12 protein-coding genes are annotated in these 17,011 nt (G+C 41.7%); 6 read left to right on the top strand and 6 right to left on the bottom strand.

Features of this window, described 5'->3' with window-relative positions:
* Positions 1-64: 64 nt before the first annotated feature.
* Positions 65-1,198, top strand: a complete 1,134-nt coding sequence (locus G496_RS0110780; protein WP_034633024.1) for a 5-methyltetrahydropteroyltriglutamate--homocysteine S-methyltransferase — start codon at positions 65-67, stop codon at positions 1,196-1,198.
* 82 nt (positions 1,199-1,280) lie between these two features.
* Here the strand turns inward: G496_RS0110780 and G496_RS0110775 are convergent, their stop codons facing one another.
* Both G496_RS0110775 and G496_RS0110770 read right to left on the bottom strand, forming a co-directional pair.
* Positions 1,281-1,970, bottom strand: a complete 690-nt coding sequence (locus G496_RS0110775; RefSeq protein WP_027179300.1) for a metal-dependent hydrolase — start codon at positions 1,968-1,970, stop codon at positions 1,281-1,283.
* A 12-nt stretch (positions 1,971-1,982) separates the two neighbouring features.
* Positions 1,983-2,558, bottom strand: coding sequence for a UbiX family flavin prenyltransferase (locus G496_RS0110770; RefSeq protein ID WP_027179299.1), 576 nt, complete (start codon positions 2,556-2,558; stop codon positions 1,983-1,985).
* Between the two features lie 311 nt (positions 2,559-2,869).
* On the opposite strand from G496_RS0110770, the gene G496_RS0110765 reads away from it, so the two are divergent.
* The 3 genes from G496_RS0110765 to G496_RS0110755 are packed head-to-tail and all read left to right on the top strand — an operon-like array spanning position 2,870 to position 6,292.
* On the top strand, positions 2,870-3,436 hold the full coding sequence (locus G496_RS0110765) for a TetR/AcrR family transcriptional regulator (RefSeq protein ID WP_027179298.1): 567 nt from the start codon (positions 2,870-2,872) through the stop codon (positions 3,434-3,436).
* Between the two features lie 60 nt (positions 3,437-3,496).
* Positions 3,497-4,708: an HlyD family secretion protein gene (locus tag G496_RS19420; protein WP_051294980.1), complete on the top strand. Its 1,212-nt coding sequence runs from the start codon at positions 3,497-3,499 to the stop codon at positions 4,706-4,708.
* 9 nt (positions 4,709-4,717) lie between these two features.
* Positions 4,718-6,292 carry a DHA2 family efflux MFS transporter permease subunit gene (locus tag G496_RS0110755; protein WP_245577900.1) on the top strand — a complete coding sequence of 525 codons (1,575 nt, stop codon included), beginning with the start codon at positions 4,718-4,720 and terminating at the stop codon, positions 6,290-6,292.
* A gap of 146 nt (positions 6,293-6,438) precedes the next feature.
* Here the strand turns inward: G496_RS0110755 and G496_RS0110750 are convergent, their stop codons facing one another.
* Positions 6,439-7,785, bottom strand: coding sequence for a DEAD/DEAH box helicase (locus G496_RS0110750; RefSeq protein WP_027179296.1), 1,347 nt, complete (start codon positions 7,783-7,785; stop codon positions 6,439-6,441).
* Between the two features lie 415 nt (positions 7,786-8,200).
* Here G496_RS0110750 and G496_RS19415 point away from each other — a divergent pair, with 415 nt between their 5' ends.
* Positions 8,201-9,133 (top strand): tetratricopeptide repeat protein, encoded by a 933-nt coding sequence (locus G496_RS19415; protein ID WP_084407544.1) that lies wholly within the window; start codon positions 8,201-8,203, stop codon positions 9,131-9,133.
* An 86-nt stretch (positions 9,134-9,219) separates the two neighbouring features.
* Here the strand turns inward: G496_RS19415 and G496_RS19410 are convergent, their stop codons facing one another.
* The 3 genes from G496_RS19410 to G496_RS0110725 form a co-directional block, all read right to left on the bottom strand.
* A complete protein-coding gene (locus G496_RS19410) occupies positions 9,220-9,609 on the bottom strand; it encodes a hypothetical protein (RefSeq protein ID WP_051294978.1) in 390 nt (129 codons plus the stop codon).
* A gap of 457 nt (positions 9,610-10,066) precedes the next feature.
* Positions 10,067-12,352 (bottom strand): carboxypeptidase-like regulatory domain-containing protein, encoded by a 2,286-nt coding sequence (locus tag G496_RS20575; RefSeq protein WP_084407543.1) that lies wholly within the window; start codon positions 12,350-12,352, stop codon positions 10,067-10,069.
* Positions 12,353-12,472: 120 nt separating this feature from the next.
* The gene (locus tag G496_RS0110725) at positions 12,473-14,185 is read right to left on the bottom strand and encodes a hypothetical protein (RefSeq protein ID WP_027179295.1); all 1,713 of its coding nucleotides are present in this window, start codon (positions 14,183-14,185) and stop codon (positions 12,473-12,475) included.
* Positions 14,186-14,773: 588 nt separating this feature from the next.
* Between G496_RS0110725 and G496_RS0110720 the strand changes: the two genes are divergently transcribed.
* Complete coding sequence (locus G496_RS0110720; RefSeq protein ID WP_027179294.1) at positions 14,774-16,945, top strand: malate synthase G; 2,172 nt, start codon at positions 14,774-14,776, stop codon at positions 16,943-16,945.
* Positions 16,946-17,011 lie beyond the last annotated feature (66 nt).

The following is a 17,011-nucleotide window of genomic DNA, read 5'->3' as shown; positions in this document are numbered from 1 at the left end:
TGCTTTTCTAGTGGCCCTGTGACGATTAATTTTAGATAACTTATAGATAAATAGAGGTTGAGATATGAGCAATTTATTCGAAAATGCTACTGCAAGAGATATTCCCCCTTTTCGTGCTGATCATGTTGGCAGTTTTCTGCGTCCTGAATCTGTAAAAGTTGCCAGAGCTGATTTTCAGGAAGGAAAAATTAATTCCAGAGAATTGAAGGAAATTGAAGATAAAGCGATTTCAGAACTTGTTGCCAGACAGATTGAGTGCGGATTGTCGTCAGTAACTGATGGTGAATTTCGCCGCAGCTGGTGGCATCTTGATTTTATGGAAGGTTTGGATGGAATAAATAAAATAGTGCCTGAAAAAGGTTTTGTTTTTCATGGAATGCACACAAGAGCCGAAACCGTTGAAGTTGCAGGACATATTGGTTTCTCAAACCATCCGATGATTGAACATTTCAAATTCCTTAAAAGTTGCGCTGGTTCGCATACGGCAAAGATGACCATTCCTTCTCCTGCAATGCTGCATTTTGTTCTGGCTATCAGAAATGTAGAATTTGAAGTTCCTGATTTCTATAAGAGTGAAGATGAATTTATTGATGAAATTGTGCAGGCTTATAAAGATGCAGTAGCTGCGTTTTATGCAGCCGGATGCAGATACCTTCAGCTTGATGACACCAGCTGGGGCGCATTATGTTCAGGAGAGCAGCGCGAAAAACTTCTGGAACGCGGTATTAATCCCGATTTTCTGGCAAAGAAATATGTGGAAATAGTGAACAGAGCTATTGCTGACCGTCCTGCTGATATGCGCATTACCATGCACATCTGCCGTGGTAATTACAGATCCACATGGTTTTCAAGCGGTGGCTATGAACCTGTTGCTCCGTTTCTTTTTGCTGATGGCAGACTGGATGGATTTTTCCTTGAGTATGATACTGAAAGGGCCGGTGATTTTTCACCACTAAGATTTATAAAAGATCAGCAGGTTGTTCTGGGGCTCATATCGTCTAAAACAGGTGAGCTTGAAGATGAAGAAGCAATAAAAGAGAGAATTGCTGAAGCTGCTGAAGTTGTCCCCATCAATCAGTTGTGTTTGAGTCCGCAGTGCGGATTTTCTTCAACTGAGGAGGGTAATACCCTGACTGAAGAGGACCAGTGGAATAAAATACGCCTTGTGACTAAAATTGCTGCTGATATCTGGAAGTAATTCTAAGTAAAGTCATTAATAAATAAAAATAAGCTGCCAGTTGTAATAATTGGCAGCTTATTTTTAAAAGTATTAGTGCAGCTTATTTTTCAAGTGTCACACTCTTACCTGGTGAAAGTTCAAGCATTTCGGTTTCAGGAGAGTAGTCCTCAAGATATTTTTTGAAACTGTCAGTGCCCTGTTCCAGTATGGGGAATGTGCTGAAGTGCATTGGAATTACCTTTTTGCATTTAAGCAGAGCGCACGCATAGGCGGCTTCTTTGGAATCCATAGTAAACCAGCCTCCAGTAGGCAGTAGAGCCAGATCAATATCATGGAATTTTGCAAAAAGCTCCATGCTCGAAAAAAGGCCCGTATCACCGGCAAAGTAAAAGCAGAAACCATCTTCCGAGGTGACAATAAACCCAGCCGGTGCTCCTGTTTCGGCTGAGTGCATAGCCTGAACCATTTTTATTTTTAGACCTGCAACGGTAACAGTGCCGCCTATATTCATGCCAACCAGTTGTTCGTTAGGCATTCCTTTCTGGGAGAATCTCTGGAGGGTATCAAAAATACCAACTATGGAGGCTCCTGTTTTAATTCCGATTTCAAGAGCCTGTCCAACGTGATCACCGTGGTCGTGGGTAACCAGAATTACATCTGCTTTTTCAATCTCTTCGTAACTGATATCGGCACTTGGGTTTCCTGAAAAAAAAGGATCGATGATAATTGTTTTATCACCCGATTCAACCATGAAATTAGAGTGTCCGTGCCAGGTGAAGGTATGTTTCATAAGTCACTCCGATTATTCCTGACCCCAGCGTTTATAAAGATTGTGGGGCAGTTTTAATTGTTCAAGTATCCTGCCGCAAAGATGGGCGGCTAAATCATCAATAGTTTCAGGACGGTGATAAAACCCGGGAGATGCGGGCATTATTATTCCACCGGCCATGGTTACAGTGCGCATATTGTTGATATGTATCAGGCTTAGCGGTGTCTCGCGGGTGATGAGAATAAGTTTTCTTCTTTCTTTGAGGCATACGTCCGCGCTTCTGTGGATCAGATTATTCCCCAGTCCTGAGGATACAGCTGAAAGAGAAGCCATCGAGCAGGGGCAGATCACCATGCCGTCGTGTTCCCATGAACCGCTTGCCGGTGCAGCCGCAATATTATCTTCAGAATATATGAAATCGGCTGTATCGGTCAAATCACTCTGTTTGAAAGATGTTTCCAGAGTCATCACTTCAAATGCGGCATTGGATATGATCAGGTGCAGTTCAACGTTTTCTATACACTGTAAGGTTTCAGCAAGTTTCACAGCATAAAGAGTTCCACTTGCTCCGGTGACAGCCAGAATAATACGTTTTTTTGGGTTCGACATTTAATATCCGAAATTTTTTTAAATTTTTATTGCTGATAGTTGTGTGTTCAAAATTATAACTATTTAAATTTTACTGGATGGATAGCCGAGGGAGTTCTGCATTGCAAGAATCAGTTAATGATTGGGAAAATATTTAAATATTAAATTTTAACTGATTATTTATAAATTGTTAACAAAAAAAGTGAAAATACTGTTTTTGTCTTTGACAATGCCTGTTGCGAAGCATAATTGTTGCTGAGAACTGACTGGTCAGTTCTATAACTGAAATTAAGTTTTTCAGGAGTTAACCGGAACAGACAGTAGCTAAAACTATGAAAAAATATTCTGAGAAAGAAATAAGAATACTTGAATCAGCAGGAGTTATGTTTGCTGAAAAGCCTTACCATAAAGTTCTTTTAAGCGAAGTCGCCAAAGCAGCTTCAGTGGGTAAGGGTACTTTGTACCTTTATTTTGAGAGCAAAGAGGATCTCTATTTTGCGGTCCTTTTTCGTGAATTTGTCATGCTCGTCAATAAAATGGAGCAGTCCGTCAAGCGTGAAGATATCGGCAGTAAAGAAAAAATGTCCTGTATTGTCAGAGAAATGGTCAGACACCTTGCCCGTAAAGCTTCCAATGTAAATCTCGTCAGCAGGGGGCTTATCTGTCCGCGTGATGCTGACTGGGAGGAAAAAAAGGCGGAATTGTGGGGACTGATTGAGTCCGTAATCATCAGCGGCATTAATGAAGGAGTATTTAAGGATGATAAGCCCGAGCTTTCAGCTATTTATATTCCCGGAATGATACGCTCAGTCTGCATTTTCAAGCCGGGAGAGATCAGCTTTGATGATCTTTGCAAGCATGTCTTAGGCTTTGTGTTTAAAGCACTTGGAGCAGCCTGATTAAGTTTAAGCCTGTTCTGATAATATTTAATTGAATAAAAATTTATCCCATAGAAAAGTATGAATACAGAAGAAAAAAAATCAGGAGCTTCAAAAGGCGGATTATTGCGCGGTAAAAAGAAAGTTTTCCTGATCTCAATAATTGCAGTGTTGTGTTGCCTTGGAGTTGCGTACCCTTTTTATCATCACGCTATGACGCATGAATCAACTGATGACGCTTTTGTGGAAGCACACGTTGTTTCAATAAGTCCGCATATTTCAGGGCATCTTTTAAAGGTTGAAATTAAAGACAACCAATATGTGAAAAAAGGTCAGCTGATAGCTGAAATTGATCCTGTTGATTATAGCATCGCAGTGGAAATAGCTAGAGCCGGGGTAAAATCGGTGGAGTCATCGATAAAAGTGTCTGAAGCACGTTACCTTGCCGCCAAAAATGTTCTTGCACAGCAGGAAGCTGAACTGAGATCTCAGGTGGCCGAGCTTGATGATTACAAGGCACAGATTGCACAGTACAAAGCGAGCTTTGATCGTGATGAGACTGATTTCAAACGTATGACTAAAATAGTCAGGGAAGGTGCTGTTAGCAGGCAGGAATTTGACCATGCCAAAGCACAGCAGAGAGAATCCCGGGCAAAGTTTAATTCTGCGAAATATAAGCTTAATACCCAGTCGGCTGAAATTCAGAAAGCCGGGGCCGCTGTAAAAGCTGCTATGGGTGATGTTAAACGTGCTGAAGCCCAGATAGAAGTGCAGAGTGCGAACCTTAAAGAAGCAAAAGCAAGGCTTGATAAGGCCCTGCAGAATCTTTCGTATACTAAAATAGCAGCTCCTACTGACGGATATATAACAAAGAAAAGTATTGAAGCCGGTGATTATGTTCAGGTCGGACAGAATCTTGTTTCCATAGTCAGCCCTAAAGTCTGGGTGGTAGCCAATTTTAAGGAAACACAAATTGAAGATATTCATCCCGGACAGCCGGTTGAGATTGAAATTGATACATATCCTGACAGAGTTTTCAAGGGACGTGTAGATTCCGTCCAGCGTGGAACAGGGTCACGTTTTACCCTGCTTCCTCCTGAAAATGCTGCCGGCAACTTCATCAAAGTTGTTCAGCGTGTACCTGTTAAAATTGTTTTTGAGGACAGTGGCAACGAGAACATGCCGCTGCTTGCGCCGGGTATGTCAGTGATCCCGAATGTGGACGTTTCGGATGTATATGAAGGTGACGGCACTTATACCAATGTAGCTTCTTCGGAACTGCCGGAAAAATAGGTGGCGAATATGTTCAAAGAACCTGAAGAGATGTCTTCGGGCGAACAGTGGACCATTGCATTCACTGTTGTCTTCGGTGCTTTTATGGCTGTGATGGACACCAGTGTTGTCAACGTGGCCATGTCGCACATGATGGGATCATTCGCCACTAATCTTTCATCGATAACATGGGTCGCCACAAGTTACAGTATCGCTGAAATTATCATGGTCACTATGGCCGGATGGTGGAGCTCACTTATCGGGCGTAAGAATTTATATGTCTGGTCTTTTGTGCTGTTTACCATTGGTTCCATTTTATGCGGTACCGCAACATCATTCACCCAGATGATTGTTTACAGAATTATTCAGGGTATCGGTGGCGGTGCGCTTATTCCTGTTTCTCAGGCTATTCTGCGTGAAACTTTTCCGGCTTCCAAACAGGGAATGGCAATGGCTGTTTTCGGGATGGGAGTTGTGCTCGCTCCGGCTTTGGGGCCTATCTGCGGAGGATGGCTTACAGACCGCTGGGGATGGCCGTGGGTTTTTTATATCAATCTGCCGGTATGCGTGGCTGGAATTATCCTGACCATTAAATTTGTGCATGACCCGCCTTATCTCAAGCGTGGAGTAAAATCCATCGACTGGGTTGGAATTATTCTTCTTTCCCTCTTTCTGACAGGCATGCAGATAGTTCTTGAACGTGGACAGGAAGATAACTGGTTTGATTCCAATTTTATTCTGGTAACCACCATAATTACCTGTGTCAGTATGCTGGTGATGATTTTTTGGGAACTATATCATGATGAGCCGGTAGTAAATTTGAGGGTTCTCAAAGATAAAAACCTCAGTCTCGGATTTGTTATGGGGCTGATATTCGGGGTTTCACTTTTTGGAACAACCTTTGTTCTGCCACAATTTACTCAGGACCTTCTTGGATATCCTGCTTTTGAATCAGGACTTGCCCTTGCTCCGAGAGCTTTAACCCTGATGTTTTTTATGCCGATTGTCGGCTGGCTCTACCCCAGATACGGCGCAAGAGTACTTGTGCTCTGCGGAATTTTCATCATCATGTATTCCTATTATGACCTCGGACAACTCAGCACAAATGCCGGTATTGGTGATCTTATCATGCCGCTGCTGATCATGGGTGTGGGAATGCCGTTTATGTTTATTCCTTTGAGTACTGTTTCACTCTGCTCGGTTGATCGCAGTAATATGACAGATGCTTCAAGTCTGTACACTTTATCCCGAAGGGTCGGTGGCAACATCGGCTATGCCCTTGTCGCTGTGATCCTTGATCGCCGTGTTCAGATGCATAGAGCTTACCTTTCCGAACATATCAGTAGTTTCAGTGATATCTCACGGCAGACCCTGCAACAGATTCAGGGGATGCTGCATCATCTGGGCTACAGTATCCTTGATTCCACCCATCTGGCCATAGGTGTGCTGGAAAAATCTCTTGTAAGACAGGCTACTATGCTTGCATACAATGATATCTCGATAATATTCGGGCTGTTTTTTCTTTTGCTCATACCACTCGTTTTTATGATGCCCAGCAAAAAGAAGCTGGATGAGCTGACCAAAGATAAGCCTAAGAAAAAATAAATACTCTTAATTGAATAATAGCAGGGCCGGAAATCATGATCACGATTTCCGGCCCTGCTATTATTGAATAAGTGCTGTTTTTAATAGCGTCTCGTTATCTGCTGCTAACAGTTTTACTGCTTAGGCTCAGCTTAACGAAAATTGATTTAGACTATTTCGAGATATATCTTTTGACGAATTTCCGCACTGTGTTTAAGCACTCCAACTTTGTCATCCACAAAATCATATATTCTTGGCCGCTTGCCATCGGCAGGTCTTAAAATTCTGCCGATGATCTGGATCAATCTTCCTTTTGACTTGATAGGAGAACACAGGAAAAGTGTCGAAAGTCCGGGACAGTCGAAACCTTCGCCAATGAGTGACGATGTGCTGGCAAGAACTTTTATTTCGCCGGCATTAAGTTTTTCAACAGTTTCTTCCCGTTGAAGTGCCGGAGTTTTACCGGTCAGAACAGCAACATCTACGTCTAATTTTGCCAGCAGTGCTTCAAGCCAGTCCAGATGCGCTGTGCGATCTGCAACAAGAAGCAGGGTTCCTTGACTTTTTTCCAGTTCTTCTTTGACACATGAGGCTATTACTGCATTGCGTGCCGGGTCTTCAGCTATAGCCGTCATCATCTGGGAGTACTCTGTGGAGGCATCACCTTTGAAGAAAAAATCCGTCTCAATGGTGATTACTTCCGGCTTGAGAATGGCTCCATTGTTTTGAAGTCTTCTGGGGTCCACACGATGAACCACATCGCCAAGTGTTAGATTGATGATCTTATCCAGCCCGTCGGCCCGGTATGGGGTTGCTGAAAGTCCTGTTAAATATTTGGCATCAAAAGAAGTCACCACATCCTGAAAAGTGCTTGCCGGAGCCCGGTGACATTCATCCACAATAACATGCCCGAATTCGGGAACAAGCTTGTCCAGTCTGTTTCTTGCTGTCTGTATGGTCGCCACGGTGATCGGTTTGAGTTTAAATTTACCATTCCCGACCTGTCCGGCTTCAATCCCGATAAACTGCCTTATTCTTTCAATCCATTGCAGGAGGAGTTCCTTGGTATGGACAAGGACTAATGTCGGCTGTTTTCGCTGTGCGGCAAGGGCCAGAGCAACAACCGTTTTGCCTGCTCCTGTGCCTGCTTCCAGCACGCCCTGAGAACGGTTGGCAAAACTTTCCAGAACTTCCTGCTGATAGTCCCGCAGCTCTCCTTGAAATTTAAATTCTACTTCTTCCAGCTCCCTGCGGTTATCTTCATAAACAATTTCTTCATGTGAAGCTTTAAGAATTTTGTGGAGTTCAACTCCGAATCCTCGCGGGCAATGCAGGCGTCCACTGCGATCAGCGGAATACATTTTGATATATTTTTTAATTTTCCAGGCTCTACCCCTGTATTTCATAGCGTTTAGATATTCTGGATTGAGCATTACCAGAGCGTCTTTTATTTCTTCAGCTATTTCTTTGGATAAGCCTTCAATGGTCAGGTCTTTGGATATTTTTACGAGCATTCTTATTCCTGTGTATCTGTACCGTCATTCTAAGTGGTGAAATAAATGGCTGCGTGCGTTGCGGCAGGACGAGACAGACATTCAATCAGTATGAAAGCTGTCTATATGATTTTGTCAGCGGGGTAAAATTAAATAAATATCAAGCTATCATACTCCTAAAGTAGAACATATAATCATTAATTTTTTATGCTTAGAGGTACAGAATATTAAATTAGATAATATATTGATATTTAATAATAAATTAAAAATTGTTTTTAGAATAAATTTTCTTTTTGCTGCAATGTTTTTACAGACAACTTCCTAATTAAATTGTAAATAATTTTTATAGATTTCAAGATCTGTTTAAAAGTTCAGAGAAAGAGATTACACTAAGCAAAAATTAAAAAATGAATAAAATATTTCAGGAGAGATAGCAGTGACGGAAAAGAATAGTTCATTCTTGTATAATCAGGGTGTGGATTTTTATGATTCAGGTCGTTTTTCCGAAGCTCTTGAATCATTTAAGGAAGCTTTAAAACTGGATGAAGATGATCCTGATTTATGGAACGGCAAAGCCTGCGCGCTGCGTGAACTTGATCGTTACGAAGAAGCTGTAGCAGCTTATAAAAAAGCTGTTGAATTAAAGGATGATTTCGCTGAAGCGTGGAGTGGAATGGGAAATGCCCTTGATGAAACAGGTAAGACAATTGAAGCTCTTGAAATGTTTGAAAAAGCACTTTCAATAGATGAGAATTGCTCTGATGCGTGGAATGGCAGGGCCAACATTTTTAACTCACTGGAAAGAAACGAAGAAGCTTTACAATCTTTTGATAAAGCTATTGAGCTGGATGACGAAGACGACTACGCATGGAGCGGCAGAGGCAATGTCCTTGATGATATGGGCCGTCCGACCGAAGCTCTTGAGGCTTTTGATAAAGCTCTGTCCATTGATCCGGAAAATGTGTTCTCGTGGAACGGGCGCGGAAATGCTCTCCATGATCTGGGAAGATACAAGGAAGCTGTAGAAGCGTTTGATAAAGCAATTTCTCTGGATGCGGAAGATAAGTACGCATGGCATGGCCGCGGTAATTCTTTTTACACACAGGAAATGTTTACTGAGGCTATGGAGTCTTATGATAAGGCTTTGTCACTGGATAATGATTTTGCCTCATCGTGGTATGGCAAAGGTAATATCTATAGAGCGCTGGGAATGCTGCTCGATGCTCTTGAGGCTTATGAGCGGAGTCTGGCTTTGAACGATGAATTTGCCAAGGCATGGTATGGCAAAGGTTGCGTTCTTAGAGAGTCGGGTCGAGAGGATGAAGCGGTACAGGCTTTTAAAAAGGCTGTTTCTCTGGAAGAAATCTAATGTAATTACAAAATAAATTATGCTCAGGTTGTGAGCATAGAGCTTTTTATCACAGCGGCCTCCCCTTGGTGGCCGCTGTTTTTAGTTCAGTCAGCCTGATTCTCTTCCATAATATCAATAAATACTGTTGCTGCGGCAACAGCTGAATCCAACAGTCTGAAAATTATCGGAGTGAGAGTCTTTTCATCCGCAATAAATAATTCAGCGGAAGACCAGATGTTGTTTTCAACAGGGAAAATTTTTGCAACCTTGGCTTGAGCTGTTGCTTCAAGACAAGCCATGCCCACAGTCTCACGAATCTCATCCGTAAATTCCCAGAAGTTCGGAAGTATAATTCTAAGAAAACACGGATCATCTTCATCAATATCCAAAAAGAAAGAATTACCCTCATACTTAAAGAATAAATCTCCATCATCATCAATTTTAGGGCGAAGTCCCTCATCTGCCAGTAAGCTTTTAATATTCTCGATTCTCATCATCATGTCCCGTTACAATATAATGTTGTCAGCAAATGCCATAAGCAAAAATCATTTGAACACAGCTGAATATATCAGATTCACAATCAATGTCTGTCCGTAAAAAGGACTACAAATGGAAAGACTGGAGAATTGAATGGCTAGGTCAGAAATCTAAAGTGGGTGTGAGGGGGGATGATTTTTATGGATGGGGGAATTGGGAGGAATTATTGGGTGCCGGGGTCACAATCTAGTACAAAACTAGTATAATATTAACGGTTTAACTCATTATTTGGGTTAACCTTTTTTGCGTGTAGTTGGGGTGTTTGGGAGGGCTGTCGATTTTTGGTGTCAACTGGTGAGGGTGAATGATATTGTGATTTTATGTATATCTTGTGTAGTCGTTAAAGATATAGAAATAGAAAGGTCTGCCCAAAAATTGAACAGACCTTTTTACGGTTTATTACGAGAGTATTATTTATGGAGCTGAATTGGACATACAATTTTCTGTGCATGCGTTTATTTCGCCATTGTTGATTTCAAATACCTTCCAGTAACGACCTTCTTCGCTTGGTGGGTAAAATGTTCTTTCCGTATTTCCTGTGGATATTTTTACACTAGCACCAGAATCTTTAATTTCAGCACTATCATTAGAGAATTTGTAAACATAGTATTTGTAATCTGAACGAAAAGAGACATCTTTGATAGTTACAGTTTCTGGGCCGAAGCTGTCAGTGTCGTCTCGGTCAAGGTTGTCGCCTCCTGTACCGGTTTTCGAACCATAGTAAATATGGTACTCCTGTGCTCCACCTGTTGTTTTAATTAAATGGCTATCAAGGTCATTTGGAACTTCACCCCATGAAAGCCTGATACGAGCCTCTCCCGGTTCAAGAACAGGTGATATGGAGAGCTCTGTTTGTGAATTTGTGTCACCACTTACTTCTAGGTTTAGTGCTGTTGAGATATAACCATTCTTATTGAATACGCAGTTGTATTGACCGTAAGGCATCTCAGCTATTTTAAATAGACCACTGCTATCAGTTGTTTCGCTGTAAGCTACAGAGTCATCATTCCTATCCAATCCAAATTTTACTGTTACATCTGCTCCAGCTACAGGGTTAGATGTTACCGCGTCAGTTAATTTGATGCTGACTTCTGGTTTAAAAAGGTTACGCTCCAGTGTGACCTTGGGCAGGTTTATTGTTTTTGAGTTTTCAGTTACTTTGAAAATAAGTGTCTGTGGTTTATAGGTTGTATAAATTTCTTTATTGTTTTGAGATGTTGCTGCAGCCATTGCCCTAGGAGTGAAAGACATTGCTCTTGCGCCTTCAACTATACGATCAACCTCAAGAGTTTCACCGTCTTTAAGTGATATTATGAGTTTGTATTCTCCCTCTGTTAGGTTGTCCACCTCATATTTATAACTTGATCCAATGCCGCCTCGGTCAACGTAGTAAGTCTTTACCTTTTCATATTTGCAAAATAGACCTAAAGTACAGCTTTTTTTGTAGACATCTATTTGTATTTTGAATGCAATATCTCCAATGTCTTTGATTGAAACTTCCCCTGCTGCTTTTGCATCGGCAAGTATTGCTTTTGCTGATTGCACCTTGATTCCATCAACCACAACATAGTGTTGATTTGTGTTTTTTACACTGAGTTTTTCTGTTCCGCTTAGATTGAATAAATATCTTGATCCGCCTGTTTTTTTCGGATCATAAAGCATATACCAGTTTTTAAATGCTGATGATTTTAGACTTTCTTTAAGTTCACGAGCTTTAAGCTGTATTTCTTTGTTTCCTGAATGCAATGTGTAGCTAGTGTGTATGATTTGGCTCATATGTCCTGTGGGAATGTTGACCATTATCGTATGCTGCCCAGCTAAGGCAAAATGCCATTCTGCCTCTCTCTCTTTACCTAATGTCATAAAGTAACCATTGATCGCACGATCATCTTTGTAGATACCATTGGGCTGAAGTGTGCTTGGTGCGCGTCTGTCATTGGGATTAAGTATAGTCAATCGCGCTTCTTCATTATTAGAAGCAGTGTCGTCACGCGTAATGTTATTTCCGTATGAACTCCAGAAGCCGATGGGGATGTCTGGTTTATTGTTTTCTTTTCCCCATGAAATGTAATAATCATCAATGACCGTGGGGCTGAAAAGAACTTTTTTGTTACCTGTCACGGAGTTGTCATCTGTATTAACTCTTAGCTCGTAGCGCTTGGCAAAGGTTTCAACTCCATTTTCTGGGATCATTTTGAATTCCGCAATGTTGGTTTTGTCTTGTTCTAGTCTTTTGAGGGTGTTGCCATCAAAATTAAGTGAAATGGAATTCTTTTCAGGGACAATGAGGTCTTTGATCGTGTTGCCCTCCGACTCATTACTCTGTTCTATCGTGAAGTTGGTGAGTCTGAATTTTTTGTTTTCACCAAAGTAATCGCTTACATATATTTCATATCTTGAGTCCTCATCGCTTGCGATACTGCCATTAGTATTAATTTTTAATGGGGAGACAGGCAGTAGGTCTGGATCGAAACCGTAGTATGCGGCTCCATCATCATCTTTTCTTCTCAAACCATCGCCTTCATTCGCTACAAGAAAATATAACCAGGGTGCTTCTTTTTTTGGCCAGCAGAAGCCCAATGGCTCATTATTGGATACAGTTGAGTAAAATCTAATGCGTTTAGTTGCTTGTTCCTTATATGTTTCCGAGAAATGTTCATGACTAAAGACGACGAAACTATTTGCTTCGGTTGCTTTCATTTGTAATAATTTTTTGTCTTTATCGTATGAAATTGCAAATTTAAGGTTTTTTGAGATAGACTCATTAGGCCTAATTCTGAATCCACTTGCAGTATTTTTCTTTCCTTTTCCTTTTAAGTATTATCCTCCCAATTCATTTTCTTTATATAGTGGGTCTTCATCGATCGGAAAATTAGAATCTAAAAAAGCATCATTGCTGACTGCTAGCATAGTGTGCCCTGGCGAATTACCTTTACCATAAGAGTATATTAAGTCTCCTTTTTGGATTTTATTATGGGTAAGCCTGATTAGTTTATTTAATTTAGTATACTTTTCTTCAAATGAATATTTTTTGTTATCAATAATATCTTTAATCAAATTATAGGACTCTCTGCCCTCTTGATCTAGAAATCGTCCATGTGTAACACCTGCCAATGTGTCTGCAGTTATTACACATTGTGCTCCACAGTTGCCAATTTTTCTGTTGCCGAGCGAACTCCCTTTGAACAGTCTATTCGATATGAGAGTTTGAACACGTTTCATTCCGTTAGTGGTATCTATCTCAAATCCAAAATTACGCCTTGAGATATGTACAAATGAATATGGTCCTAAATCAACATACTCTTGCCCCTTCAATGTAGAGATAACCAAATTACTAAAATGTTGGACGCGTACATAAATATATTTATTCTCAGTATCTATGCTGACAATATCTGCTGCTTCATATCCTCCGTCTGCAGATCCATATTTCCATTGTACGGAGTTGGGGTCGGTTACTCCAAAATTAGAGTATTTGATTTTGATCGTTATCGGCATTTCAAATTGCAGACCTGAAGGCTGCATATCAAGAATCATTTTTCCATCTACTGTTTCGCCTTCACTTTGGACTTTATTGAAGGTGATATTGGTATCCTCATTTAAGGAAAATGGAGGAATAGTAGCTTTTACGCCTTCAGCATCGCTGCCTAAGGTTGCTCCTCGTTGTGGTGTTACATTTTGACTCGCAATTTGGGTAAGCTGTTTTGCTTTTAATTCAACTGGGACTAATGAGTATGTCCCAGCCTGATTAATTTTCAGATATACTGATTGACCACCTTCGTTACCTGTTCCGATGGTAAATCTGCCAGCTCCTTTGGAAGTAATGAGAACATTATCTGAACTTACTGAAACTCCGGGAGGAAGAATTATGTCTCCACCGCTCATGAGTGTTCTTGTTGATATGTAGGAAGTATTATCGGATTTAGAAGCAACTTTAGCATTACCAAGATGATTGATGGATTTTGTGAATAAGTTTCCGGGGTCAGGTTTGTTGGCCCCATGCATAAAGTAGTCTTTTACATCTTCTCTGATATCCTTGATGAAATCAGCGTTAGGACTGGAGTCTTTGATGCGACCTTTTACTAGTTCAGCATTAAATTCTACCAGTTTTTCAGCATTCAACTTACCTATACTTTCCAGATACTGGGCATAAGATTCTGAATCGTTGGTTATGTATAAATTATCTTTACCTGTAAGGTCTCGTGGCAGTGCATTGCGCAAAATTTTTCCGTTCTTCTTGGCCACAACAAACAGACTGTCAGTGGGGCCATAGCTACCTGCTGGAACCGTGGGACTCACTTTCGACATGTCTTCATCTGATAAGGTCAGTTCATATGAACCATCGGCTCCTGTAATAGCTTTGGTAGAAGTCGTGCCGTCACCAAAGTCGATGTATACTTCTGCTCCTTGTACAGGGTCATCATCTACAACACCTGAAATTACAATTGAGCTGGAGCTCGAGCTTCCGCCTCCCCCTCCGCCACACGCGAATAAGATAAAAGAGATTGTGAGCAGTAGTAGAAGTAATTTTTTCATAGTGGCATCCTCGGGAGATTGAGCTGAGTTAAGTTCAATAGAACAGATAAAATATAAGTAAGTACTTCTTAATGTCGTGTTTATCGGTACTTACTTAAAAGTATGTTTTTTAATTTGCCTATCAGTGTACTGTGATTTTGTCTATATTTGCCATGATGTTTCTGACTAAATAAGTTGTGATCACCGTCATCTTCGGTCAACCGAAGAATCACGAAAAACAATCAAACAGCCCCACCAGACCTCTCCCCACCTAATCACCACCCCCCAGTGACCAACTCAAACCAATCAGGATATCCTTCTATTTACTGATGCTACATCTATGCCTATCCACTGCCAATCAACCGGCTATAAAGGCTGAGATTGCCAACAGCGTGGAATATTTTTAATTCTATAGCGTTAATGGTTTGAGCTTCTGAATGTATTAAAATAAATTCTATCAAACCAGACTTTCTAAACTCGCATGATAAATTATGTACTTATATTTAGCCCCATCTATTCGCATTGACAGAGAAATACTCGGATGTTTTATTGGTCTGACCAATGGGAAATGTTTTGATGCGCGAATAATTAGAAAACAGTGAGGGAAGGATTGTGGAACACGTTACAGTTGGCGGACTCAAGGTCGCCGAACCTTTGTATGAGCTGGTCAAAAATAAGATTATACCGGGAACAGGAATTTCTTCATGCACTGTTTTTTGGGAAGAGCTGCAATCTATTTTGACTGATCTGATGCCTCGAAACAGGGAGCTGCTGGAAAAGCGTGAAGAGCTGCAAGCGCGTATTGATGAGTGGCATTTATCCCGTAAGGGGCAAGCTCACGATGCTGCCGAGTATAAAAAATTTCTTTATGATATAGGATACATTCTTCCAGAAGGTGAGCCTTTTAGCATCGGAACAGAAGGGGTGGACCCTGAACTGGCAACCATCGCCGGGCCACAGCTTGTAGTGCCTATTACCAATGCCCGCTATGCGTTGAACGCTGTCAATTCCCGCTGGGGCAGTCTTTATGATGCTCTTTATGGAACAGACGTAATTCCCGAAGATGGCGGCGCAGAAAAAGGTGAGAGTTACAACTCCGTTCGCGGTCGTAAGGTCATGGAATACGCTTCTGTATTTTTGGATAGCGCAATCCCTCTTGCTGCTGGAAAACATGCTGATGTTGTGGAATACAAAATTTCATCGAAAGAAAATGTTGAGTTCAGTGCGGTTCTGAAAGATGGCTCGGAATCCTTGCTTACTGATTCTACTCAGTTTGTAGGTTATGCGCACGATGGTTCTATACTTCTTTTCCGTAATCATGGTCTTCATATTGAAATCCATATTGATCCAGAAAATATTATCGGGCGTGATCATCCTGCCGGAGTAAAGGATGTTGTTATGGAAGCCGCAGTCACCACTATTCAGGATTGCGAGGATTCCGTTGCAGCTGTGGATGGCGAAGATAAAGCTCTGGCGTACAACAACTGGTTGGGACTTCTCCGCGGTGATCTCGAAACGACTTTTACTAAAGGCGGTAAAGAGGTTGTGCGCCGTATGGTTGCCGATCGTGAATACACCGGACCTGACGGTGCGACTTTTTCATTGTCCGGTAGGTCTATGCTGCTGATTCGTAATGTAGGGCTGCTCATGACAACCGATGCAGTGCTGCTTGCCGACGGAACAGAAATTCCTGAAGGCATACTGGATGCTATGATGACCGGACTTATTGCTCTGCACGACATAAAAAAGCTGGGCCGCTTTCAAAACAGTAAAACCGGAAGTGTTTATATAGTTAAGCCCAAGCAGCATGGACCGGAAGAAGTTGCCTTTACCTGTGAGCTTTTTGCAAGAGTTGAAAAAGCTCTGGGCATGACTGCCGGAACTATGAAGATCGGGGTTATGGATGAAGAGCGGCGTACTACAGTTAACCTTAAAGAATGCATCCGTGCGGCAAAAGATCGGATTATTTTTATCAATACCGGATTCCTTGACCGCACAGGAGATGAAATCCATACCAGTATGGAAGCCGGACCCATGGTTTGTAAGGCGGACATGAAAAATGCCCGCTGGATGAAAAATTATGAAGACTGGAATGTTGATGTTGGCCTTGCCTGCGGTTTTTCGGGTAAAGCGCAAATAGGTAAAGGTATGTGGGCTATGCCGGATCGCATGCGTGAAATGGTCGAAACCAAGCAAGGTCATCCACTTGCCGGAGCTAATTGCGCATGGGTTCCATCGCCAACTGCTGCGGTGTTGCATGCCATGCATTATCATACCGTGGATGTTTTTAAGCAGCAGGCCAAGCTTTCAGGGGCAGCTAGAGCAACTCTTGATGATCTGCTGACTATCCCTCTTTTGGAAGAAACATTAATTCCAGAAGTCATTCAGCGTGAGATAGAAAACAATTGTCAGGGAATTCTGGGCTATGTGGTCCGCTGGGTAGAGCAGGGTATCGGTTGCTCAAAGGTTCCTGATATCAATGATGTGGGACTCATGGAAGACAGGGCAACACTGCGTATTTCCAGTCAGTATCTGGCTAACTGGCTGCATCATGGGCTTTGTTCCGAAGCTCAGGTTATGCAGTCTTTGCAGCGGATGGCTGCCGTGGTTGACCGCCAGAATGATGGTGATCCGAATTACCATAATATGGCCCCTGACTATGAAAAAAGCATTGCTTTTCAAGCTGCCTGCGACCTTATATTTAAAGGCTGCCAACAGCCTAGCGGATATACCGAGCCTATTCTGCATGCCAAACGGAGTGAAGTTAAGGCTGCTAAGTAGTTTTAACGGTTATTGATGTTTAAAAAGGGTTAACTCATTTGTAGAGTTAACCCTTTTTCTGTTTAT

The organism is Maridesulfovibrio bastinii DSM 16055, assembly GCF_000429985.1.
Classification (GTDB): Bacteria; Desulfobacterota; Desulfovibrionia; order Desulfovibrionales; family Desulfovibrionaceae; genus Maridesulfovibrio; species Maridesulfovibrio bastinii.
This window is presented reverse-complemented; position numbering and strand designations above follow the sequence as displayed.